The organism is Sideroxyarcus sp. TK5, assembly GCF_054601595.1.
In genome coordinates this window covers 141,649-161,902 of the sequence record NZ_BAAHSJ010000003.1, presented here as the reverse complement: position 1 = coordinate 161,902, position 20,254 = coordinate 141,649, and the positions used below count along the sequence as shown (strand labels likewise).

The 20,254-nt window shown below is 62.4% G+C and carries 21 protein-coding genes; 7 read left to right on the top strand and 14 right to left on the bottom strand.

Translation table 11 applies throughout. The features are described 5' to 3' along the window. Together ACYPYQ_RS06600 and ACYPYQ_RS06595 are read right to left on the bottom strand one after the other, a co-directional pair. Positions 1–2,079, bottom strand: a complete 2,079-nt coding sequence (locus ACYPYQ_RS06600) for a sodium:solute symporter family protein (protein ID WP_459721644.1) — start codon at positions 2,077–2,079, stop codon at positions 1–3. Beyond that, positions 2,079–2,339, bottom strand: a complete 261-nt coding sequence (locus tag ACYPYQ_RS06595) for a DUF4212 domain-containing protein (RefSeq protein ID WP_459721641.1) — start codon at positions 2,337–2,339, stop codon at positions 2,079–2,081. The genes ACYPYQ_RS06600 and ACYPYQ_RS06595 overlap by 1 nt, the downstream gene beginning before the upstream one ends. A 154-nt stretch (positions 2,340–2,493) precedes the next feature. Here ACYPYQ_RS06595 and ACYPYQ_RS06590 point away from each other — a divergent pair, with 154 nt between their 5' ends. After that, positions 2,494–3,177, top strand: a complete 684-nt coding sequence (locus ACYPYQ_RS06590) for a response regulator (RefSeq protein WP_459721637.1) — start codon at positions 2,494–2,496, stop codon at positions 3,175–3,177. 22 nt (positions 3,178–3,199) lie between these two features. Continuing rightward, positions 3,200–4,585, top strand: coding sequence for a sensor histidine kinase (locus ACYPYQ_RS06585; protein ID WP_459721634.1), 1,386 nt, complete (start codon positions 3,200–3,202; stop codon positions 4,583–4,585). Positions 4,586–4,588: 3 nt separating this feature from the next. Here ACYPYQ_RS06585 and ACYPYQ_RS06580 read toward each other — a convergent pair whose 3' ends face one another. From ACYPYQ_RS06580 to ACYPYQ_RS06560, 5 genes are all read right to left on the bottom strand, one after another. Further along, positions 4,589–4,945 (bottom strand): hypothetical protein, encoded by a 357-nt coding sequence (locus ACYPYQ_RS06580; RefSeq protein WP_459721630.1) that lies wholly within the window; start codon positions 4,943–4,945, stop codon positions 4,589–4,591. A gap of 66 nt (positions 4,946–5,011) precedes the next feature. Continuing rightward, the gene (locus ACYPYQ_RS06575) at positions 5,012–6,817 is read right to left on the bottom strand and encodes a sodium:solute symporter family protein (protein WP_459721627.1); all 1,806 of its coding nucleotides are present in this window, start codon (positions 6,815–6,817) and stop codon (positions 5,012–5,014) included. Between the two features lie 9 nt (positions 6,818–6,826). Beyond that, positions 6,827–7,081, bottom strand: a complete 255-nt coding sequence (locus ACYPYQ_RS06570) for a DUF4212 domain-containing protein (RefSeq protein ID WP_459721624.1) — start codon at positions 7,079–7,081, stop codon at positions 6,827–6,829. Positions 7,082–7,177: 96 nt separating this feature from the next. Then, positions 7,178–7,885, bottom strand: coding sequence for a 3'-5' exonuclease (locus ACYPYQ_RS06565; protein ID WP_459721621.1), 708 nt, complete (start codon positions 7,883–7,885; stop codon positions 7,178–7,180). After that, positions 7,882–9,786 carry a DUF294 nucleotidyltransferase-like domain-containing protein gene (locus ACYPYQ_RS06560; RefSeq protein ID WP_459721617.1) on the bottom strand — a complete coding sequence of 635 codons (1,905 nt, stop codon included), beginning with the start codon at positions 9,784–9,786 and terminating at the stop codon, positions 7,882–7,884. The genes ACYPYQ_RS06565 and ACYPYQ_RS06560 overlap by 4 nt, the downstream gene beginning before the upstream one ends. A 66-nt stretch (positions 9,787–9,852) precedes the next feature. On the opposite strand from ACYPYQ_RS06560, the gene ACYPYQ_RS06555 reads away from it, so the two are divergent. From ACYPYQ_RS06555 to ACYPYQ_RS06535, 5 genes are read left to right on the top strand one after another with little or no spacing between them, the layout of a single operon-like run. After that, positions 9,853–10,275 carry a CoA-binding protein gene (locus ACYPYQ_RS06555; RefSeq protein WP_459721614.1) on the top strand — a complete coding sequence of 141 codons (423 nt, stop codon included), beginning with the start codon at positions 9,853–9,855 and terminating at the stop codon, positions 10,273–10,275. A 27-nt stretch (positions 10,276–10,302) separates the two neighbouring features. Further along, entirely contained in the window at positions 10,303–11,133 is an 831-nt protein-coding gene (dapF, locus tag ACYPYQ_RS06550) for a diaminopimelate epimerase (protein ID WP_459721610.1), read from the top strand. 9 nt (positions 11,134–11,142) lie between these two features. Then, on the top strand, positions 11,143–11,763 hold the full coding sequence (locus tag ACYPYQ_RS06545) for a DUF484 family protein (RefSeq protein ID WP_459721606.1): 621 nt from the start codon (positions 11,143–11,145) through the stop codon (positions 11,761–11,763). Then, on the top strand, positions 11,756–12,652 hold the full coding sequence (gene xerC, locus ACYPYQ_RS06540) for a tyrosine recombinase XerC (RefSeq protein WP_459721603.1): 897 nt from the start codon (positions 11,756–11,758) through the stop codon (positions 12,650–12,652). Before ACYPYQ_RS06545 ends, xerC begins: the two co-directional genes overlap by 8 nt. Continuing rightward, positions 12,649–13,968 carry a class I SAM-dependent rRNA methyltransferase gene (locus ACYPYQ_RS06535; protein ID WP_459721599.1) on the top strand — a complete coding sequence of 440 codons (1,320 nt, stop codon included), beginning with the start codon at positions 12,649–12,651 and terminating at the stop codon, positions 13,966–13,968. Before xerC ends, ACYPYQ_RS06535 begins: the two co-directional genes overlap by 4 nt. Before the next feature lie 16 nt (positions 13,969–13,984). Here ACYPYQ_RS06535 and ACYPYQ_RS06530 read toward each other — a convergent pair whose 3' ends face one another. The 7 genes from ACYPYQ_RS06530 to mreC form a co-directional block, all read right to left on the bottom strand. Continuing rightward, entirely contained in the window at positions 13,985–14,374 is a 390-nt protein-coding gene (locus ACYPYQ_RS06530; protein ID WP_459721595.1) for a rhodanese-like domain-containing protein, read from the bottom strand. A gap of 7 nt (positions 14,375–14,381) precedes the next feature. Further along, positions 14,382–14,717 (bottom strand): rhodanese-like domain-containing protein, encoded by a 336-nt coding sequence (locus ACYPYQ_RS06525; RefSeq protein WP_459721592.1) that lies wholly within the window; start codon positions 14,715–14,717, stop codon positions 14,382–14,384. Positions 14,718–14,902: 185 nt separating this feature from the next. After that, positions 14,903–15,811 (bottom strand): septal ring lytic transglycosylase RlpA family protein, encoded by a 909-nt coding sequence (locus tag ACYPYQ_RS06520; protein ID WP_459721589.1) that lies wholly within the window; start codon positions 15,809–15,811, stop codon positions 14,903–14,905. 10 nt (positions 15,812–15,821) lie between these two features. Beyond that, the gene (gene rodA / locus ACYPYQ_RS06515; protein ID WP_459721586.1) at positions 15,822–16,919 is read right to left on the bottom strand and encodes a rod shape-determining protein RodA; all 1,098 of its coding nucleotides are present in this window, start codon (positions 16,917–16,919) and stop codon (positions 15,822–15,824) included. Next, positions 16,919–18,814 (bottom strand): penicillin-binding protein 2, encoded by a 1,896-nt coding sequence (gene mrdA / locus ACYPYQ_RS06510; RefSeq protein WP_459721583.1) that lies wholly within the window; start codon positions 18,812–18,814, stop codon positions 16,919–16,921. Before mrdA ends, rodA begins: the two co-directional genes overlap by 1 nt. Then, positions 18,811–19,329 carry a rod shape-determining protein MreD gene (mreD, locus tag ACYPYQ_RS06505; protein WP_459721580.1) on the bottom strand — a complete coding sequence of 173 codons (519 nt, stop codon included), beginning with the start codon at positions 19,327–19,329 and terminating at the stop codon, positions 18,811–18,813. The genes mrdA and mreD overlap by 4 nt, the downstream gene beginning before the upstream one ends. After that, positions 19,326–20,249: a rod shape-determining protein MreC gene (mreC, locus tag ACYPYQ_RS06500; RefSeq protein WP_459721577.1), complete on the bottom strand. Its 924-nt coding sequence runs from the start codon at positions 20,247–20,249 to the stop codon at positions 19,326–19,328. The genes mreD and mreC overlap by 4 nt, the downstream gene beginning before the upstream one ends. Positions 20,250–20,254 lie beyond the last annotated feature (5 nt).

The following is a 20,254-nucleotide window of genomic DNA, read 5'->3' as shown; positions in this document are numbered from 1 at the left end:
TCAGGAGGTGCCCCGACCTTCGTCACCTGCCATGTTCGGGTAACGCACGTAGTCCACCAGCGCCTGCACCTTGGCTGCCGGCGGACGGCTCAATACGCTGCCGATGATGACGCCGACGAAGCCTACCGGGATGCCGAAGATGCCTGCCGAGATGGGATTGATCTCCCACCACAGCGGGGCGTTCACGCCGAAGAACGGATAGGTGATGTACATATAGAGCATGCACACGCTCAGCCCGCTGATCATGCCAGCGATAGCACCGACCTTGTTGGCCCGCTTCCAGAATATGCCCAGCACCAGCGCCGGAAAAAAGGCCGAGCCGGCCAGCGAGAACGCCGCGCCCACCATGAACAGGATGTCACCCGGCTTGAGTGCAGTGACATAGGCCGCGCACACTGCCACCAGCAGCAGCAGCCCCTTGGAGATGGCCAGACGCCGGCCGGTGGGCGCCTTCGGGTCTATCATCTTGTAGTACACGTCGTGCGACAGCGCGTTGGCGATGGTCAGCATCAAACCGTCGGCCGTCGACAAGGCCGCTGCAAGGCCGCCCGCCGCCACCAGTGCAGTGACCACATAGGGCAGCCCGGCGATCTCCGGCGTGGCCAGCACGATCAGGTCGCCGCCTATGGTGACTTCTGCCAGCTGCACGATGCCGTCCTTGTTGATGTCGCTCACGTTCATCAACGCCCTGTCCACCGCTTCCCAGGCCGACACCCAGCTCGGCAGCTCGGAGAAGCTGGATCCCACCAGCAAGGTGTACACATCGTATTTGGCCAGCACTGCCAGAGCGGGCGCGGTGAGATACAGCAGCGAGATGAACAACAGCGACCAAAACACCGACAGCCGCGCCTCCTTGACAGAGGTCGTGGTGTAGAAGCGCATTAGGATGTGTGGCAACGCCGCCGTACCCACCATCAGACAGAACACCAGCGCCAGGAAGTTCTTGCGCTTCTTGTCGCGCGATTCTTCATCCGGCCCCGCATAGGGCTCGGCGTGGGCCACGATAGGCGACGATTTCAGACGGTCGGCCTCCGCTTCGGCACGCCAGATGCTGTTGGCGGCGGCAATCCCTTGCGGGAATGCCTCCAACTCCCGCTGTGCGATCTCGATCTCGGCCTCGGGCGCGTGCCGCGAGCGCAGTGCGGATAGTTCCGCCCCCAGCCGCGCCCGCTCCGCAGCCAGATATTCTTCGCCCCCCGCTTCCAGCGCGCGCAGCCTGTCTTCGGTCGCATCCTGCCGCTGCCGCAGGATGGCGCGCACTTCCGCCTCGCGCGCGCCTTCCGGCGTCTGTGCATCGTTCAGCACCTGCTCGCGTGCCGTCACTTGTTCCAGTACATATCCGTAGGCGATCTGCGGCACGGGGTTGCCGGTATGTTTCACCGACAGCCAGATCACCGGAATCATGTAAGCCACGATAAGAATCACGTATTGCGACACCTGCGTCCAGGTCACCGCGCGCATGCCGCCGAGGAAGGAGCAGAACAGGATGCTGCCCAGACCGACGAACACGCCGACACCGAAATCCAGCCCGGTGAAGCGGCTGACGATGAGACCCAAGCCGTAGATCTGCGCGATGACATAAGTGAAAGAGCACAGGATGGCCGCGAACACGCCGATCATGCGTGGGCCGTCGCCGCCGTAACGCGCGCCCAGGAAATCCGGCACGGTATATTGGCCGAACTTGCGCAGATAGGGCGCAAGGAACAGCGCCACCAGACAATAGCCACCGGTCCATCCCATGACGAACGCTAGCCCGTCGTAGCCGGAGATATACAGCGTACCCGCCAAGCCGATGAAACTCGCGGCGGACATCCAGTCGGCAGCGGTCGCCATGCCGTTGAACAAGGCCGGTACGCGGCGCCCGGCCACATAGTATTCCGACACATCCGAAGTCTTGGAAAGGATGCCGATGCCCGCGTACAGCGATACGGTCACACCGAGGAAGATGTAGCCCAGCGTCTGGTTGGGCACGCCCATCTGTTCGAGGATGGACAGCAACACCACGAAGCCGATGACGCCGCCCGTGTACAAGGAGTAATAGCGCTTGAGCTGCGAGGTGAATTGCGACTGTCCGGCCATCAGGCGTCTTCTCCTACGCCGTACTTCTCGTCCAGTTTTCCCATGCGCCAGGCATAGAAACCGACCAGCAGCAGATAGATCAGCAGAGCGCCTTGTGCCGCCATGTAGAAAGGCAACGGGAAGCCCAGTACAGTCAGCGTCTGCAGCTCGCGTGCAAACCAGCTGACCACGAAAGTGGCGACGAACCAGATCGCCAGCAGCGCGCCGGTCATGCGCAGGTTGCTGCGCCAGTAGCGTTGATGTCTTTCGCCTGCCTGCATGTGAGTTCCTGATCCTGATCCCTGATGTCGCACCCGCCATTTGGACAAACCGCCGCTTGCACATAGAATGCAGCCCAGCGGCAGGCGACGAAGGCATAAGCATACCTGCCCGCGACGAACTTAACCCTATTCCCTTACACGTGACTGACACACGATGCGCATCCTGATCGCTGAAGACGATGAAGTGCTGGCCGACGGACTGTGCAACTCCATGCGCCATGCCGGTTACGCCGTCGATTGTGTCAGGGACGGACAGTCCGCCAAACTCATCCTCAGCGGCGAACAGCCGTTCGACCTGGTCATCCTGGATCTCGGCCTGCCCAAGCTGGACGGCTTCAGTGTGCTGCGCAGCCTGCGCGACAACAATCGCCAGGTACCGGTCATCATCCTCACCGCGCGCGATGAAGAGGGCGACCGCGTCAAGGGGCTGGATCTCGGTGCAGACGATTACATGATCAAACCTTTCAGCCTGCCCGAGCTGGAAGCGCGCGTGCGCGCGCTGATCCGGCGCGGCCAGTGCGGCATGAATCCGGTCTATGTCTGCGGCAGGCTCACCTTCGACAGCGTGGCCCGGCGCACCATGATAGACGGCACACCGCTGGAGCTCACGACACGCGAGCTGAGCGTGCTCGAAGCGTTGATGATGCGCATCGGCTGGGTGGTGAGCAAGGAACAGTTGCTGGAACGCCTCTACAGTTATTCCGAAGAGGCCAGCAACAACGCCATCGAAGTCTACATCCACCGCTTGCGCAAGAAAGTCGAACCGGCGGGTGTCACCATCCGCACCATACGCGGGCTGGGTTACGTCATCGACAACTTGAAAAATCAGGCAAGCTGAGCGCAGCGGCTAAAGCAAAGACATGGAGAATCCGATCCGTTCCTTGCGCAGCTACCTCATGCAGCGCTTGCTCATCTCGCTGTATCTGCTGTGGATCGTCAGTACCGCCGTCGGCTATTTCGCCACCATCAACTACGCCAACCAGCCCTACGACCTGGTGCTGCTGCAGCGCGCCAACGATATCGCCTCACAACTCGGCCTCAGCCGCGGCACGCCGCGCCTGGACGTGATACCCGAACTGCCGGACGGCTCCGACCCCGGCATGCCGGATCGCGTGGTGTACACGGTCACCGACAGCGAGGGACACAAGTTGGCCGGCAACGGTAACACCCTGCGCCCGCTGTCCTATCGGCGCGGCCGTGCCGGTCCGCTGTTCAGCAACGGCGAACGCGAAGGCCAGAAGACACGCATGGTCAGCCTGACCTTCCATGCCAGCGGCCAGGTCCTGCAACTGCATGTCGCGGAAACCACCCAGCAGCGCCAGGCATTGATACGAGGCATCCTTGCCAACATCGTGATCCCGCAACTCCTGCTGACGCTGATCGCGCTGGCCGTGGTGTGGTACGGATTGAAGCAGGGACTGCGGCCGCTGGAGCGGCTGCGCAACGAAGTCAGCAGCCGGCAGCGCGACGACCTGAGCCAGCTGGACGGCAGCAAGGCGCCGGCCGAAGTACGGCCGCTGATCGACGCGGTGAACGATCTGCTGGAACGATTGAACCAGGTGATGGCGGCACAACAGCGCTTCGTCGCCGATGCCGCTCACCAGTTGCGTACGCCATTCGCCGGCCTGAAGACCCAGGCAGAACTGGCGTTGCGCACCAATGACACAGAGCAGAAACAGCATGCCCTGCGCCACATCCTCACCAGTACCCGTCACGGCACGCGGCTGGTCAACCAATTACTCGCGCTGGCCAGAACCGAGCCCGCCGGTCTGGGCAGTGACCGCTTCACCCGCATCGACCTGCGCCGCCTGGCACAGGAATGCACGCTGGAATGGGTGCAGATGGCGCTCGAGAAAGACATAGACCTGGGTTATGAGGCGAGCGAGCAAGCCTTGCCGCTGCTGTGCGACGCGCCCAGTCTGGTCGAGATGCTCAACAACCTGATCGACAACGCGATCCGCTACACCCCGCACGGCGGGCACATCACCGTCAGCACCACGCATTCACCCGGTTACGCCATGCTGTGCGTCGAGGACAACGGGCCTGGCATCGCCCCCGAGCACCGTGCGCGCGTGTTCGAACGCTTCTACCGCATCCTCGGCAGCGGCCAGAGCGGCAGCGGACTCGGACTATCCATCGTGGCCGAGGTCGCCAAGCGGCATGATGCCGAACTGTCACTGAGCGAAGGGGCGGACGGCAAGGGAACGCGCATCTGTGTGCGCTTCAGACTGCTTGCCCAGGACTGATGCTCATTCCGCCTTGCGTTTGAGCACCATAGGGTGCGCATGCCGACTCAGAATGAAGTCGGCGATCATCTTCAGCCAGATGGTGATGCCGGCGGTGGCACTCCAGGTCGCATAGTCGAGCTGCGCCGTCAGCACGCCGACGATGACCCATACCACGATCACACCGCCCAACAGATTGATGGCTGCAGCGTAAGGCGCGAAACGCTCCGGGCGCTCGGGCGACACGCCCTTCTTCAGACCGACCTCAGTGAAATCGCGTCGGATAGCGATACGCCAGGCGCGACGCAGCCAGAAGAACGCGATCGGGAACAGGGCCAGAAACAACACCCAGGTCATCGCTACATTCACATCGAAAACCATATTCTCTCCAAGAAAAAACCCCGCCGGAACACGGCGGGGTCTATGTTACATGCAGAACGACTTGTTTTAGTGACGACCGTCGACCGCTTTCGCGCCGCGCGGTGTACGCACGCTCTCCACCAGGTGCTGGATATGCTCCGGCGGCTCTTTGGTGAAACGATCCACCAGGAAGGCAACGCCGAAATTGACCAGCGCACCGATCGCACCGAACGCTTCCGGCGTGATGCCGAAGAAGGAATTCGCGCCGCCGATCAGGTCCAGATACTCGGTACCCTTGATGAAGAAGATACCTTTGTGTGCGAACACGTAGAACAGGGTGATGAACAGGCCAGACAACATACCGGCGATGGCGCCTTCCTTGTTCATCTTCTTGCTGAAGATACCCATCATGATCGCGGGGAACAGCGAACTGGCGGCGATACCGAACGCCAGCGCCACAGTACCGGCTGCAAAGCCCGGCGGATTCAGGCCGAGATAACCGGCCACCACGATGGACACCGACATGGCGACCTTGCCCGCCATCAGCTCGCCCTTCTCGCTGATGTTGGGATTGAACACGCCCTTCACCAGGTCATGCGAGATGGCGGAAGAGATCGCCAGCAACAGACCCGCGGCGGTGGACAGCGCGGCAGCCAGACCACCGGCGGCAACAAGCGCGATCACCCAGTTCGGCAACAATGCGATCTCGGGGTTGGCCAGCACGATGATGTCGGCATTCACCGACAATTCGTTGCCCTTCCAGCCTGCGGCTTCAGCCTTGGCCTTGGCTTCCTCGCTCTTGCTCTTGTCGTTGTAGTACTGGATACGGCCGTCACCGTTCTTGTCTTCGAACTTCAGCAGACCGGTCACCTCCCAGCGCTTCATCCAGTCCGGACGCTCTTCATACTTGAGGCTGGATTCCGCCGCATACAGGTCGCCGTTGCTGGCCACGGCAGTATTCACTGTGCCGATCAGGTTCATCTTGGCCATACCCGCGACTGCAGGTGCGGTGGTGTACAGGATGGCGATGAACACCAATGCCCAGCCAGCGGAAAGACGTGCGGCATGCACGCTGGGCACGGTGAAGAAGCGCATGATCACGTGCGGCAGACCGGCTGTACCGATCATCAGCGACAGGGTGTACACGAACATGTTCAGCGTGCTGCCTGCCGTGGTGGTGGTGTACTGGCCGAAGCCGAGCTCAACCACGACCTGATCCAGTTTCTGCAGCAGCGAGATATCGCTGCCCGTCATGTCGGAACCCAGACCCAGTTGCGGGATCGGGTTGCCGGTCAGCTGCATGGAGATGAAGATTGCAGGGATGGTGTAGGCGAAGATCAGCACCACATATTGGGCCACCTGGGTGTAGGTGATGCCCTTCATGCCGCCGAACACCGCATAGGTGAACACGATGGCCATACCGACATAGATGCCGGTATCGCTGGACACGCCCAGGAAGCGTGAGAACGCCACACCGACGCCGGTCATCTGGCCGATGATGTAGGTCAGCGAAGCCACCAGCAGGCACAGCACCGCAACGGTGGAAGCCGTCTGCGAGTAGTAGCGGTCACCGATGAACTGCGGTACGGTGAACTTGCCGAACTTGCGCAGGTAAGGTGCCAGCAACAGGGCCAGCAGCACATAGCCGCCAGTCCAGCCCATCAGGAACAGGCCGCCGCCATAGCCCATGTTGGAGATCAGACCAGCCATCGAGATGAAGGATGCGGCCGACATCCAGTCCGCTGCCGTCGCCATCCCGTTGACACGCGGGCCGACGCCGCCACCGGCGACGTAAAACTCGGAAGTCGATCCGGCACGCGCCCAGATGGCGATGCCGATGTACAGGGCGAAGCTCAGCCCCACCACCAGGTAAATCGTTGTTTGCAGATCCATGTCAGCCCCTTATTCTTCGTGCACGTCGAACTTGCGATCGATCTCGTCCATCTTCTTGGCGTAATAGAAGATCAGCGCCACGAAGATGTAGATGGAACCTTGCTGGGCGAACCAGAAACCCAGCGGGTAGCCTCCCAGATGTATGCCGTTCAGCAGGTCCGCGAACAGGATGCCCGCGCCGAACGAGACGATGAACCAGACTACCAAGATCTTGGTCAGCAGACCCAACGTCGCCTTCCAATAGGCTTCGCCTTGCTTATCCATGCTTGTCTCCCTTATAGATTTATCGAAGCGCCGCGCCTGGCATGAAGAGAGCCTGCCCGACACTGCTCGCGGCAGGTTACGGGAGCAACCTTACAATCATCTTACGTTGCTAGCCCAGCGCTGGGTACGCTCCAGATCGAGCAATCCTGCGTAGTTGACGACATCCTTGCGCCGCGCCTGCGACTGGGCGATCTGCAGCAATTGCGCGGTCGCCAGCGCATCGGCCAGCGCGTTGTGGCGCGCCTCGATGCGGATGCCAAAGCGGCCTATCCAGTCGTCCAGCACGCGATGGCTGCGCATCAGGTCACGGTTGAGCGCGGGCATCACATAGGCCAGATCCAGCCAGGGATGCTTGAAGTTGTAGTTCAGATACTGGCTTATGGCGCGCCGGATCATGGTCTCGTCGAAGGCGACATGGAAAGCGACCAGTGGCGAGTCGCCAAGGAACTGCAAGAAATCCAGCAAAGCATCGGCAGGCGGCACGCCCTCGCGCTGTACCGACCCTGAGATGCCGTGGATGAGGATGTTCTCCTTGCGGCTACTCTGCTGCTGCTGCAACACCACGGAGAAACTGTCGCCCATCACCACGCGACCGTTCACCACCGCGACCGCACCGATGGAGATCAGCGTGTCCGTCATCAGGTTCAGGCCAGTGGTCTCCACGTCCACCACCACATAGCGCGCCTGCTCGAAAGGCAGTCTGGTGTCCGGCGCAGGCAATTTCGCCCAGGCTGCCAGTCGCGCCATCTGCTGTTCATCCAGCTTTGCACGCGGGGCCAGCCAGCGCTGCAGCAGTTTCTTCACAGCTGATAGTCCAGCGCCAGCTTGGCCTGCACCTTGCGCGCCTGGCGGAACGATTCCTTCAGGATGCGCCGGTCCAGTTCGTTCAGCGCGGCAGGGTCGATCAGATTGTCCAGTTGCGCGATCTCGGCCTCGCTCATTGTCTCGCTGGCTTCATAGTGGTGGCGCAGACGCAGCATCTGGATGAACAGGAAAGCATCGATCCACGCCTCCACCTCGCCCTCCGGCACATGCAACGCTTCGGCACTCTTGCGCAGACGCTGCAGGGTGCTGGTCGCCGTCACCCCCGCAGCCAGACTGAAGATGCGCGCGGCATCCACGAAGGGGGCCAACCCGTTCATCTTCAGGTCCAGGCGCTTGGCATCATTCAACACAAAGTCGCGCACCACCCCCAGTGGCGGCCGGTTGCGCAGTGCGTTGGCCGCCATCTGGTGCAGGAAGCGGCTGTTCCCGCGCGCTAATTCTCCCAGCCAGTTGCGCAACGTATCGGCCAGCTTGCGCTGCCCGGCCAGCGCGCGGAAATCGAAGAAGATGGAGGCGTGCAGCAAGGCTTCCGGCGAGCCCCGGTCCACCCATTTGGTGAATACCTCCTGCCACTCTTCCAGCGACAGGCACCACTTGGGGTTGGAGGCCATGATGTTGCCCTTGCACAGCGGGAAACCGCAGCGCGCCATCGCCTGGTTGATGCGTAGCGCCACCGGCAGCAGGATCGCACGCGCCTCGTCCGCCGTCATGCCGCCAGGCAAGATGAAGATCAAGGCATTGTCCTGATCCGTGTTCAACGTCTGTTCATAGCGGCCGCCGGAGCCCATCACCAGCCAGCACAGGTTGTCATACAACGGTGTGCCGACCAGGCCGGACGCCGTGCTTTCCAGTTCGATCAGGCGTGCCGCCAGCAAGTCGTTCAAGGTCGAGATGAACAGCGTCAACTGCTCCGCCGCCACTCCCTGCGCCATCATGTTGCGCGCCAGCGCGCGGATATCGCGGCTGAGGCCGACCAGCGTCTCCACATCGGCCGCCTTGCGCAGCGCGGCGCTGATCTGACGCAGCCCGACGCGCTGCAGCGAGAACAGGTCGCGTTCGGACAGGATGCCGCGCAGGGTGCCATCCTCTTCCGCCACCAGCACATGGCGGAAGCCGGCACGCGCCATCTCCATGGCCGCCTCGTAGGCCGGTGCTGTCGGCAGCAGCGCCACGGGATCCTGGCTCATCACCTGTGAGATCGGCACTTCGGTCGGTACGCCCGGCAACACCACGCGACCGAGCAGGTCGTTCAGGGTGAAGATGCCCAGCGGTTTGCGCTGTGCATCCACCACCACCATGGAACCCACACGCAGCTCTCGCATGGTGCGCAAGGCATCGAGCAGTGGCGTATCGGGCGCGCAAGTCACCGGTTCGCGGCGCAGGATCTCGGACAGCGGGCTGGACAGTGACTGTTGTTCGGTCGCGGCCTGCGCGAACTGCGCGCGCATGGCTTGATGCGATTGCTCGAACAAAGCGGTGATGCGGCGCGTACAGAAATCCTTGAATACGGGCGAGAGTTCGAGCAAGGCGTGGAAATCGGCAGCATCCAGCTCGAAGCAAAACACATCCTCGGCCGCGCGATAGGTGGAGGTCACCGCACGACCGGCCAGCAGCGCACCCACCGGGAAACTCTCGCCTTCGTGCAGCTCGATCACCGCATCGCCGCTGTCATCCGACTGGCGCGCACCGCGCACCAGCCCCTGCTTGATGATGAAGAAGCGTTGCGACCTGCCCTGTTCGGGCGAGGCGATCACTTCGCCTTTGGCGTAGTAAGCGAGTTTCAGGCGCTCCAGCAGCCAGAGCTGGTGTGCACCCTCGAAACGGTCGAACGGGGCGTGTGCGGCAAAGAAGGTGAGTTGCGATGCATGGATGGCGCTCAAAACTTGGCTCCCGTCATGGATGGACCGATGGTTTATTATAGTCACAGCTTCTTTCTGGAAACTGACATGGCCTTCTGTAACCCCAGCCCCGAAGACATCTGCCGCCTGCTGCGCGAATCGCACACGGTCGCTGTGGTTGGCTTGTCGCCTAATCCCTCTCGACCCAGCTTCAACGTCGCGCGCGCCTTGCAAGGTTTCGGTCACCGCATCGTTCCGGTGCGGCCTTTGGTGGGACAGGTGCTTGGCGAGACTGCCTATGCCGATCTGGAGAGCATCCCGTTCCCGGTGGATATCGTGGAGGTGTTCCGCGCCCCCGAGCATGTGCCCGCCATCGTGGACAGCTGCATCAAGCTCGGCATCGGGAAGCTATGGTTGCAGGATGGCGTGGTGCACGAGGCCGCCGCGATGCGCGCCCGGCAGGCGGGCATCACGGTGGTGATGGATCGCTGCATGTTCCGCGACCACACCCAGTTGTGCGCCGACGTATAATCCGCACATCACTTCCAAGATTCGGTCATGACCCTCAAATTCACCAAGATGCACGGCGCGGGCAACGATTTCGTCGTTCTTGACGGCATCCGCCAGTCGCTCGCGCTGACCCCGGAAAAACTGCGCTTCATCGCCGACCGCCATTTCGGCATCGGCTGCGACCAGATCCTGTTGGTGGAAAGATCGCAGCGCCATGACGCCGATTTCCGCTATCGCATCTTCAACGCTGACGGCGGCGAGGTCGAACAATGCGGCAACGGTGCACGCTGCTTCGTGCGCTTCGTGCACGAGAAGCAGCTCACCGGCAAGAAGGAGATCGTGGTGGAGACCAAGAGCGGTTTGATCTCGCCCAAGCTGGAGGATGACGGCCGCGTCACGGTGAACATGGGCGCACCGGTGTTCGAGGCGGCGCGAATCCCCTTCGCCAGCGTTAGCGACGAGGCCATCCAGACGCTGGATGTGGCCGGACAGGCTGTGCAGATCACCGCGGTCTCCATGGGCAACCCGCACGCGGTGCAAGTCGTGGCTGACGCGGACACCGCACCTGTGGAACAACTCGGGCCGCTGATCGAGCACCATGCGCGCTTCCCCAATCGCGTCAATGCAGGCTTCATGCAGGTGCTTGACCGTACGCACATCAGGCTGCGCGTCTTCGAACGCGGGGCGGGCGAGACCCTTTCCTGCGGCACCGGTGCCTGCGCAGCTGTCGTCGCCGGCATCCGCCGCGGCCTGCTGGACGACACCGTGCATGTCGCCACGCGCGGCGGCACATTGACTATCACCTGGCAGGGAGACGCGAACCCCGTGCTGATGACCGGCCCTGCCATCACGGTGTTCGAAGGCGAGATCAACTTGTAGAGGAAACACATGAAACCTGATGACGTCGTACGTTTTCTGCAGGACCACCCCGAGTTCTTCGAACAGCACGCCGAGATGCTGGCCGAGATCAACCTGCCGCATCCGCATGGCGGCCGCACCATCTCGCTCTCAGAGCGGCAGATGCTCACCCTGCGCGACAAGGTCAAATCGCTGGAGAAGAAACTGCGCGAGCTGATCGAATTCGCCAAGGAGAACGATGCATTGCAACTCAAGGTGCACCAGTTCAACTGCGCGCTGTTCGGCCCGCACGACCGCGCCACCCTGCAGAGTCTGGTGGCACACAACCTGAACGAGATCTTCGCCGTGCCGCATGTTGCCCTGCATCTGTGGAAGGACGAGCCCCCCAGCCCGGAAGTGCTGGCCTTCGCCGACGAGCACACACTCCCGGTCTGCACGCATCACTCAGTTGCCGACACGCAAAGCTGGTTCGGCGAGTCGGGCGTGCACTTGCGCTCTTTCGCCTATCTGCCGCTGCGCGCCAGCGGCCAGACCATCGGCCTGCTCGTGCTCGGCAGCGAAGACAAGGAACGCTTCTATCCCGAGATGGGCACTGTGTTCCTGCAGCGCATCGCCGAGACACTGGGCAGCGCATTCAGATTGCATGTCTGATCAGCCGCTCACGCTGGCCGGCTATCTGGGCTATCTGCAGCACGAGCGCAACTATTCAGCCCACACCTCGGACAACTACGCGCGCGACATCCGCCGTCTGTTCGAGCTTGCCGGTAGTACGCCGTTGGCCGAACTGAAGAGTCACCACATCCGCCGCTACATCGCGCAACTGCATGGCAGCGGCCTGTCCGGTCGTTCGCTGGCGCGCGTCCTGTCTTCATGGCGCGGTTTCTACAACTACCTGATGCGCGACCACGCTTGCCCCGGCAATCCCTGTACCGGGCTGCGCGCACCCAAATCCCCCAAGACTTTGCCGCATGCCCTGTCTCCGGACGAAGCCGTCAAACTGGTGGAGATGAAAGTGGAGACACCGCTGGATGCACGCGACAAGGCGATGTTCGAGCTGCTCTATTCGTCCGGACTGCGTCTGGCCGAACTGGTGAGCCTGGATGTTGCAGACATGCGGGACACGCTGGCTGCGCACGAAGTGCGCGTCACCGGCAAAGGCAGCAAGACCCGCGTGGTGCCCGTGGGACAACCCGCCATCTCCGCCATCAGAGAATGGATGCTGGTGCGCAACCAGGTGGCAACACCGGACGAACCCGCACTGTTCGTCGGCACACGCGGCGCACGCATCTCGCCGCGCACGGTCGAATCGCAGTTGCAGAAGTGGGCGATCAGACAGGGCCTCAGCAGCAAGGTGCATCCTCACATGCTGCGTCATTCCTTCGCCACGCATGTGCTGCAATCGTCAGGTGATCTGCGCGCGGTGCAGGAGATGCTGGGTCATGCCAGCATCTCCACCACGCAGGTCTACACCCACCTCGATTTCCAGTACCTCGCCAAGATCTACGACGGCGCGCACCCCCGCGCCAGAAAGAAGACATGACCCAGCACAGCCAGCGCGGCCGCGACATCCAAGGCCGCAAATCCGGCGGCAAACCCGATTTCCGCAGACGCAGGCCAGCACCAGCCGCCACACCAAGCAGCCCCGCGTGCTGCGGCACGAACCCGGGCCAGCCCGGTCTCATCCTTAAATGCGGACGCGAGAAATCACTGCTGCGCCGCCACCCCTGGGTGTTCTCCGGTGCCATTGAAAGCATCACCGGCAGTTACCGGAGCGGCGACACCGTGGCGGTTCGCGATGCCGCAGGGCGTTTCCTAGCCTGGGCGGCGTACAACCCCGACTCGCAGATCAGCGCGCGGGTGTGGTCCTGGAACGAGACCGAGCAGATCGATGAGGGCTTCTTCCGCCGCAAACTGGCTGCGGCAATCGAGGCGCGCCGCGCCCTGCGCATCGGACAGGACGGCGACGGCATGCGTCTGGTGCATGGAGAATCTGACGGCCTGCCCGGACTGATCGTCGACCAGTATGGCGAGGTGCTGGTGCTGCAGCTCGGCAGCGCCGGCCCCGAGCGCTGGCGCGATACGCTGGCCGATACGCTGCAGGCTCTGTGCAGCCCCGCCTGCATCTATGAGCGTTCCGATTCCGACGGACGCGAGCTGGAAGGCCTGCCCAAGCGCTGCGGCGTGCTGCGCGGCACCCTGCCGGACAAAGTGGAAGTGACCGAACACGGCCTGCGTTTCTCAGTGGATGTGGCGGGCGGACAGAAGACCGGCTTCTATCTCGACCAGTTCGACAACCGTGCGCTGACCGGTGCACTGGCGCAGGACAAGGAAGTGCTGAACTGCTTCTGCTACACCGGCGGTTTCTCGATGTATGCGCTGCGCGGCGGAGCGAAATCGGTGCTCTCCATCGATGCCTCGGAAGGCGCACTGGCGCTGGCACGGCGCAATGTGGAATTAAATGGGCTGGATGGCAGCAAGGCGGAATGGCAGTGCGCGGACGTGTTCGAGGCGCTGCGCAAGCTGCGCGACCAGAACCGCAAGTTCGATTTAATCGTCCTCGACCCGCCCAAGTTCGCACCCACCGCCGCGTTCGCCGAGAAAGCCGCGCGCGCCTACAAGGACATCAACCTGCTCGGCTTCAAGCTGCTGCGGCCGGGCGGCCTGTTGTTCACCTACTCCTGCTCAGGAGGTATCAGCGACGAGTTGTTCCAGAAGATAATCGCCGGTGCGGCGCTGGATGCGGGCGTGGACGCGCAGATAGTGAAGCGGCTGCACGCAGCACCGGACCACCCGGTTCTGCTGAGCTTCCCCGAAGGGGCCTATCTGAAGGGATTGGTGTTGCGGGTGGCAGGCTGAGCACCTGCCCCGCGATTCACTGCTGCCTGATGACTTCCAGTCCGGCCTGTTCCCAGGCGCTGGTCCCACCCTGCACGTTGACCACCTGGGTGAACCCCGCCTCCTGCAGCATCGCCACCGCCTGAGCCGAGCGTCGTCCCGAACGGCAGATCACGGCGACCGGCTTGTCTTTATAGGCATCCAGTTCATGCAGGCGCATACCCACCTGCCCCAGCGGCATCAGTTGCGCGTTCGTCGCATGTACCGCCGCGTATTCGGCGGGTTCGCGCACGTCCAGCAGCAATGCTCCCTGGCTGACCATGCTTTGCGCGGTCTTCACATCCACTCCCTGACTGGCCTGCAATTGCTGCATCGCCAGCATCAAGCCCAATACGGCCGTGATGGCCCAAAGTATCTTGTTCTTCATGACCGCCTCAGCCCAGCCGGTAAGCGGGGAAACCGCTCTGCACCCAAGCCATCATCCCGCCGCGCAGGTTGAACACGTTGGAGAAGCCCTGTTGCTGCAGGAACATGCAGGCCTGCGCCGAACGTGCGCCGCTGCGGCACACCATGATCAGCTTCTCGGACTTGTCCAGTTCATTCACCTTCACCGGCAGCGTGTGCAGGGGTAGCGCTTCGGCTTTGGGTACCGTGCCCTGCGCGATCTCTTCCATCTGGCGCACATCGATCACCCGCATCTTGTGGCCGTCCTCTTCCACCCATTGCGCGAACTGCTGCGCGTCGATCTCTTTAACATTCATGCCGAACATATCCTGCCTCCTGTCTATCAAGTGGCTGGCATATTAGCATATTCTAATTTTCTGACAAGGCGGGATTGGACTTCTATTCGGCAGGAGGCGGGCCGGAAGCGATGACTGGGGCGCTACGCCAACAGGCCGTGCCCGACAATGCCCACCCGATGGGTACCAGCCCCGCTTCCGGATCGCCGAATGTCTCAGTGCTTGCTGACGAAGGGTTTGAAACCGAGACGGCCGGCCAAGGTATCGGCGGCGCGGCGCGCCTCCTCGGAACTGGCGTATGGTCCGAGCTGGATGCGGTTAAGGCCGCTCTGGTGTAACAGGATGATGTCCTTGCCGGTGTCACCCAGTTCACCGCGCATCCGGGCCAGGAAACTCTCTGCCCCCTGCTTCTCCTTGAAGGCCCCCAACTGCAGATAAACCTTGCCGCTGACATCGGGCGGCATCACCGGCATGACGGTCTCGGCAGCCACTGCCTCGGTTCTCACCACCGGCGCGCTCACGGCCGCGGCAACCGGCGCGTTGCCGTTGACCGCGATGCTCTCCACTTCCACTTCGGCACTACCGTTGTTCACGTATCCCAGCCTGTAGGCTGCGGCATAGGACAGGTCGATGATGCGCTCATGCAGGAAGGGGCCGCGGTCGTTGACACGCACGATGACCGATTTGCCGTTCGCCAGATTGGTCACGCGCGCGTAGCTGGGCACCGGCAGCGTTGGATGGGCGGCGGTCATGCCGTACATATCGTAGGTGTCGCCTATCGAGGTGCGCTGGCCGTGGAATTTCTTGCCATACCAGGAAGCGGTCCCGCGCTCTTTGTAACTGCCGACGGTTTGCAGCGGCGTGTAGGTCTTGCCCAGCGCGGAATAGGGCCGGTTGGCATAGCGGTGCAGTGGCTCGGCTTTGGGTACGGCATCCGGGATGCTGTCCAGATTGTCGGGCACATCCGCCCCGGGGCCGTCGCCTGCCAGATACTTGCCGCCTGTCGCAGCGGGCGCGGCGGCGGGTTTGCTTGCGGCCGGTTCGCCGGTGGTGCGGCGCGGGATGTTGGAGCAGGCACTCAACAGCGCGATGCCGGACAGGATGATGATCAGGTTTCTGTTCATGGTGATTCCCTCAGGTTTTGACCAGACGTTGATGGGTATGGATGCTCATCAGCACACCGAAACCGAGCAGCAGCGTGAGCATGGAGGTGCCGCCGTAGCTTACCAGCGGCAGCGGTACGCCGACCACCGGCAGGATGCCGCTGACCATACCCATGTTGACGAAAGCATAGGTGAAGAAGGTGAGCGTGATACTGCCCGCCATCAGCCGTGTGAAGTAGGTGGAGGCGGCGGCAGTGATCATGAACCCGCGCCCGATAACGAAGACGAACAACCCCAGCAAGAACAGATTGCCGATAAAACCAAACTCTTCCGACCAGACGGCGAAGATGAAGTCGGTAGTGCGCTCCGGCAAAAAATCCAGGTGTGTCTGCGTGCCCTGCATGTAGCCTTTGCCCAGCAAGCCACCCGAGCCGACCGCAATCATGCCCTGTATGGTGTGGTAGCCCTTGCCCAGCGCATCCTGCGAGGGATCGAACAACATCAGGATGCGGTGGCGCTGATAATCGTGAAGCATGTTCCACAGGAAGGGTGCACTGGCCGCCGCCGTCACCAGCAAGCCGCCGATGACACGCCACGACAGGCCCGCCAGGAACAGCACGTAGAAACCGCTGGCGGCGATCAGGATGGAGGTGCCAAGGTCGGGCTGGCGGAGGATCAGGGCGACCGGCATCAACAACAGCAGAGTGGCGATAACGTAGTTCTTTATGGTCAGCGTGGCCTCATGCTTCTCGAAGTACCAGGCCATCATCAGCGGCACCGCCACCTTCATCAGCTCGGACGGCTGGAAATTCATGAAGCCGAGGTTGAGCCAGCGCCGCGCACCGTGGCTGATCTCGCCGAACAGGGCGACGCCGACCAGCATGAGCATGCCCAGCACGTAGATGGGCACGGCGATGCGCATCAGCCAGTGCAAGGGCATGTTGGCGACGATCCACAGCGCGACGAAACCGACCGCGATGTTGCCGAGCTGGCCCAGCACGCGCCCGCCTTCACCACCGCTTGCGCTGTAGAGCGTGAGCAGGCTGACCAGCAACAGCGCGCCCAGACCCGACAACAGGACAGGATCCAGATGCAGCATGAAGCGCTGTTTGAGTTGTCGCAGGTTCATCAGTCGTCTTCCACCCCGGCTTTTTCGACCACTTTCTGCAGGGGCTGGGGCTTCTTCCCGAGCAGATAATAATCCAGCACCTTGCGCGCGATGGGCGCGGCGGTCGAACCGCCGTGACCGCCGTTCTCCGCCAGCACGGCCAGCGCGATGCGCGGCTTGTCGGCCGGCGCGAAGGCGATGAACCAGGCGTGGTCGCGATTGTATTCCGAGACTTTCTCCTCGTCGTACTTCTCGCCCTGCTTGATGCCGATGACCTGTGCGGTGCCGGTCTTGCCCGCCACCGGGTAGGGCACACCCCAGAACGCACCGACCGCCGTGCCGCCCGGTTTGACCACCGCCCGCATGGCATCCTTCACCAGTTTCAAATGTTCGGCCGGGATGTGCATGTCGAAGAGCGGCTCGGGAGCGGCCGGGGTCTCGCTCGGCGCGTGCTGGACCTCTTTGACCAGATGCGGTTTGTAGCCCACACCATCGTTGGCCAATGTGGCGGTGGCGACAGCGAGCTGCAACGGCGTGACGAGGTTGTAGCCCTGCCCGATGCCGGCCGACACCGTATCACCGGGATACCAGATCTGCTGGTGGCGTTTCATCTTCCAGTCGGCTGAAGGCAGCAATCCGGACACCTCGCCTTCCAGATCGATGCCCGTGCGTTTGCCAAAACCGTACTGGCCCAGATATTCGTGCATGCGATCGATGCCAAGCTCGGTGGCCAGACCGTAGTAATAGGTGTCGCACGATACGACCACCGATTTGAACAGATCGACCTTGCCATGTCCGCCGGTCTTCCAGTCGCGATACTGGTGTCGGCTGCCCGGCAGCATGTAGTAGCCAGGGTCGTTGATGCTGAAACCCGGTGACCGCACATCGTAGTGCAACCCGGCCAGCGCCATGAACGGCTTGATGGTGGAACCTGGTGGATACTGCCCGCGCAAGGCGCGGTTGTTCAGCGGCACGTCGGGTGAGTTGTTCAGCGCCTCCCAGTTCTCGGTGTCGATCCCGTCGATGAACAGGTTGGGGTCGTAGCCGGGCTTGCTCACGAAGGACAGTATCTCGCCGTTGGCCGGGTCGATGGCCACCAGCGCGCCGCGATAGTCGCCGAAGGCCTGCACTGCCACCTCCTGCAAACCCGCGTCCAGCGTCAGCCTCAGATCCTTTCCCGATTGCGGCGACGTGCGCGACAGCATGCGCACGGCGCGCCCGCCCGCATCCACCTCGATCTGCTCGAAGCCGGTCACGCCGTGCATCTCTTTCTCGTAACGTTCCTCTATACCGGTCTTCCCGATGTAATCGGAACCCAGATAGTTGGCCGCGAGGCCCTGTTCTTCCAGCTCGTCCAGCTCCTGCTGGTTGATGCGGCCGATATAGCCGAGCAGATGGGAGGTCGTCTCCGAATGCGGATATTCACGGAACAGGCGCGCCTTGATCTCCACACCGGGGAAGCGGTAACGCTGCGCGGCGAAACGCGCCAGTTCCTCGTCGGTCAGGCGCGTCTTCACCGGCAACGTCTGCAAGGAGCGGCGCTCCGACATCAGTTTCCTGAAACGGCGCAAGTCTTTGGGCTTGATCTCCACCAGCTTGCCGATCTCTTCGATGGTGGCATTCAGGTCGGTGATCTTCTCGGGTGTCAGTTCCAGCGTATAGCCGGCGTAGTTTCTCGCCAGCACCTCGCCGTTGCGGTCGGTGATCACGCCCCGGTTGGGCACGATGGGCACCACGAAGATGCGGTTGCTCTCCGCCATGGTGTCGAAATGCTCATGCTTCCACACCTGCAGATAGAAGGTGCGCGCCACCAGGATGGCCATCAGCACACCGACGAAGCCGAGGCAGAAGATCAGGCGCAGGCTGAACAGGTATCGCTCGCGCTGATGGTTCTTCAGCTCGACATGAGGCGTCATAGTTCGTTCGGATTACGGCGCGGACGGCGCAGCGTCTGGATGAGCAGGGTCAGCGGTGCCCACAACAGGGCGGAGGTCAGGCTACCGAGGAAGTAGCTCCACTCGACGTACCCCCGTACCTGCCAGTGCACCAGGGCGTATACGCCATAGCTGGCGAGCAGCAGCACGAACACATGCGCGGATTGTTCCTTCAGGCTGAACATCTGCACACGGCGGTTCAGCGACAGCCCGCCGAAGGCGAGCACCGTGTAGGCCAGCGCGTGCTGCCCGAACAGGCTGGCATCCGCCACGTCGACGAAGATACCCAGCAACCAGCCGATACCGATGCCCACACGGTGCGGTTTGTGCGTGCACCAGTAGAGCAGCAGCAGACCGACGAAGTCTGGGCGCAGCACCAAAGCCATGCCGTGCCAGGGCAACCACTCCAGCAGCACGGCCACGACGAAGCTGGCCATGATGAAGCGACGGCTGGCTGGCAGCAGGAACTCGCGGTCCATGGTCATCTGATCTCTCATGGCTTGCCTCGTCGGAGAGGATTCTTGCGCCGCTCGGCATTGTCCTGCACCGCCTCCGCAACGGGACGCGGCGGCAGGGCCGGGACACCGGACACGATGAGCAGTGTGCGATGCCGGTCCACACCCGCCAACGGTACGCATGTTATGCGCGCGAACGGATAAGCCGGGTCGCGCTCGACGCGTACAACCCTGGCGACTGGCAACGCCGGAGGATAAGTGCCGTCCATACCCGAAGTCACCAGCTCATCACCGATCTGGATGTCCACATCGACCGGCTGGTAGCGCAGCTCCAGTTCATTGATGTTGCCGGAGCCGAACACCGCCGCGCGCAGACCGCTGCGCACCACCTGTACCGGCACCACATTGTCCTTGTCCGTCACCAGCGTGACCTCGGACAGCCAGGGATAGGTGCGCGTGACCTGGCCGACCACACCGCTGTTGTCCACCACCGCGCGGCCCGCCTGCACGCCATTCTGTTCGCCAGCATCGACGAACAACTTGCGTTTGAATATGTCGCGTTCCAGATAGACGATCTGCGCCGCCTGCACGCTGTATTCGGCGCGCTGTTTGATCTCGAGCAGGGTGCGCAATTGCGCGTTCTCGTTCAGCACCGTCTCCATCTGCTTGAGCTGCGCCGAATCCGCGTCATGCCGCAGACGCAGCTGTTCGTTCTCGGCGACCAGATGGCTTTGCAGGGAAAGGAAGGCATTGGCACCGTCCCACATCTCGCCGGGCAGTGCAGTCAGACGCTGGAAGGGATAGATGATGATGGAGATGACCTGGCGCGTGGATTCCAGATACCGGTAGCGCGCATCGACGAACAACAACAGCAACGACAATACCGAGAAGAACACCAGCCGCGCGACCGCACTCGGGCCGCGATTGAAGAAGCGCAGGGTGCGGGTGTCTTCCAGCGCCACTTAGA

Bases quoted from the DNA above. Each gene is read 5' to 3' on its own strand.
- ACYPYQ_RS06520 (WP_459721589.1), bottom strand. From the start codon at position 15,811: ATGAACAGAAACCTGATCATCATCCTGTCCGGCATCGCGCTGTTGAGT.
- ACYPYQ_RS06525 (WP_459721592.1), bottom strand. From the start codon at position 14,717: ATGTTCGGCATGAATGTTAAAGAGATCGACGCGCAGCAGTTCGCGCAA.
- dapF (WP_459721610.1), top strand. From the start codon at position 10,303: ATGACCCTCAAATTCACCAAGATGCACGGCGCGGGCAACGATTTCGTC.
- ACYPYQ_RS06595 (WP_459721641.1), bottom strand. From the start codon at position 2,339: ATGCAGGCAGGCGAAAGACATCAACGCTACTGGCGCAGCAACCTGCGC.
- ACYPYQ_RS06545 (WP_459721606.1), top strand. From the start codon at position 11,143: ATGAAACCTGATGACGTCGTACGTTTTCTGCAGGACCACCCCGAGTTC.
- ACYPYQ_RS06585 (WP_459721634.1), top strand. From the start codon at position 3,200: ATGGAGAATCCGATCCGTTCCTTGCGCAGCTACCTCATGCAGCGCTTG.
- mrdA (WP_459721583.1), bottom strand. From the start codon at position 18,814: ATGACGCCTCATGTCGAGCTGAAGAACCATCAGCGCGAGCGATACCTG.
- rodA (WP_459721586.1), bottom strand. From the start codon at position 16,919: ATGAACCTGCGACAACTCAAACAGCGCTTCATGCTGCATCTGGATCCT.
- ACYPYQ_RS06535 (WP_459721599.1), top strand. From the start codon at position 12,649: ATGACCCAGCACAGCCAGCGCGGCCGCGACATCCAAGGCCGCAAATCC.
- ACYPYQ_RS06530 (WP_459721595.1), bottom strand. From the start codon at position 14,374: ATGAAGAACAAGATACTTTGGGCCATCACGGCCGTATTGGGCTTGATG.
- ACYPYQ_RS06570 (WP_459721624.1), bottom strand. From the start codon at position 7,081: ATGGATAAGCAAGGCGAAGCCTATTGGAAGGCGACGTTGGGTCTGCTG.
- mreD (WP_459721580.1), bottom strand. From the start codon at position 19,329: ATGAGAGATCAGATGACCATGGACCGCGAGTTCCTGCTGCCAGCCAGC.
- ACYPYQ_RS06600 (WP_459721644.1), bottom strand. From the start codon at position 2,079: ATGGCCGGACAGTCGCAATTCACCTCGCAGCTCAAGCGCTATTACTCC.
- ACYPYQ_RS06590 (WP_459721637.1), top strand. From the start codon at position 2,494: ATGCGCATCCTGATCGCTGAAGACGATGAAGTGCTGGCCGACGGACTG.
- xerC (WP_459721603.1), top strand. From the start codon at position 11,756: ATGTCTGATCAGCCGCTCACGCTGGCCGGCTATCTGGGCTATCTGCAG.
- ACYPYQ_RS06580 (WP_459721630.1), bottom strand. From the start codon at position 4,945: ATGGTTTTCGATGTGAATGTAGCGATGACCTGGGTGTTGTTTCTGGCC.
- ACYPYQ_RS06555 (WP_459721614.1), top strand. From the start codon at position 9,853: ATGGCCTTCTGTAACCCCAGCCCCGAAGACATCTGCCGCCTGCTGCGC.
- ACYPYQ_RS06575 (WP_459721627.1), bottom strand. From the start codon at position 6,817: ATGGATCTGCAAACAACGATTTACCTGGTGGTGGGGCTGAGCTTCGCC.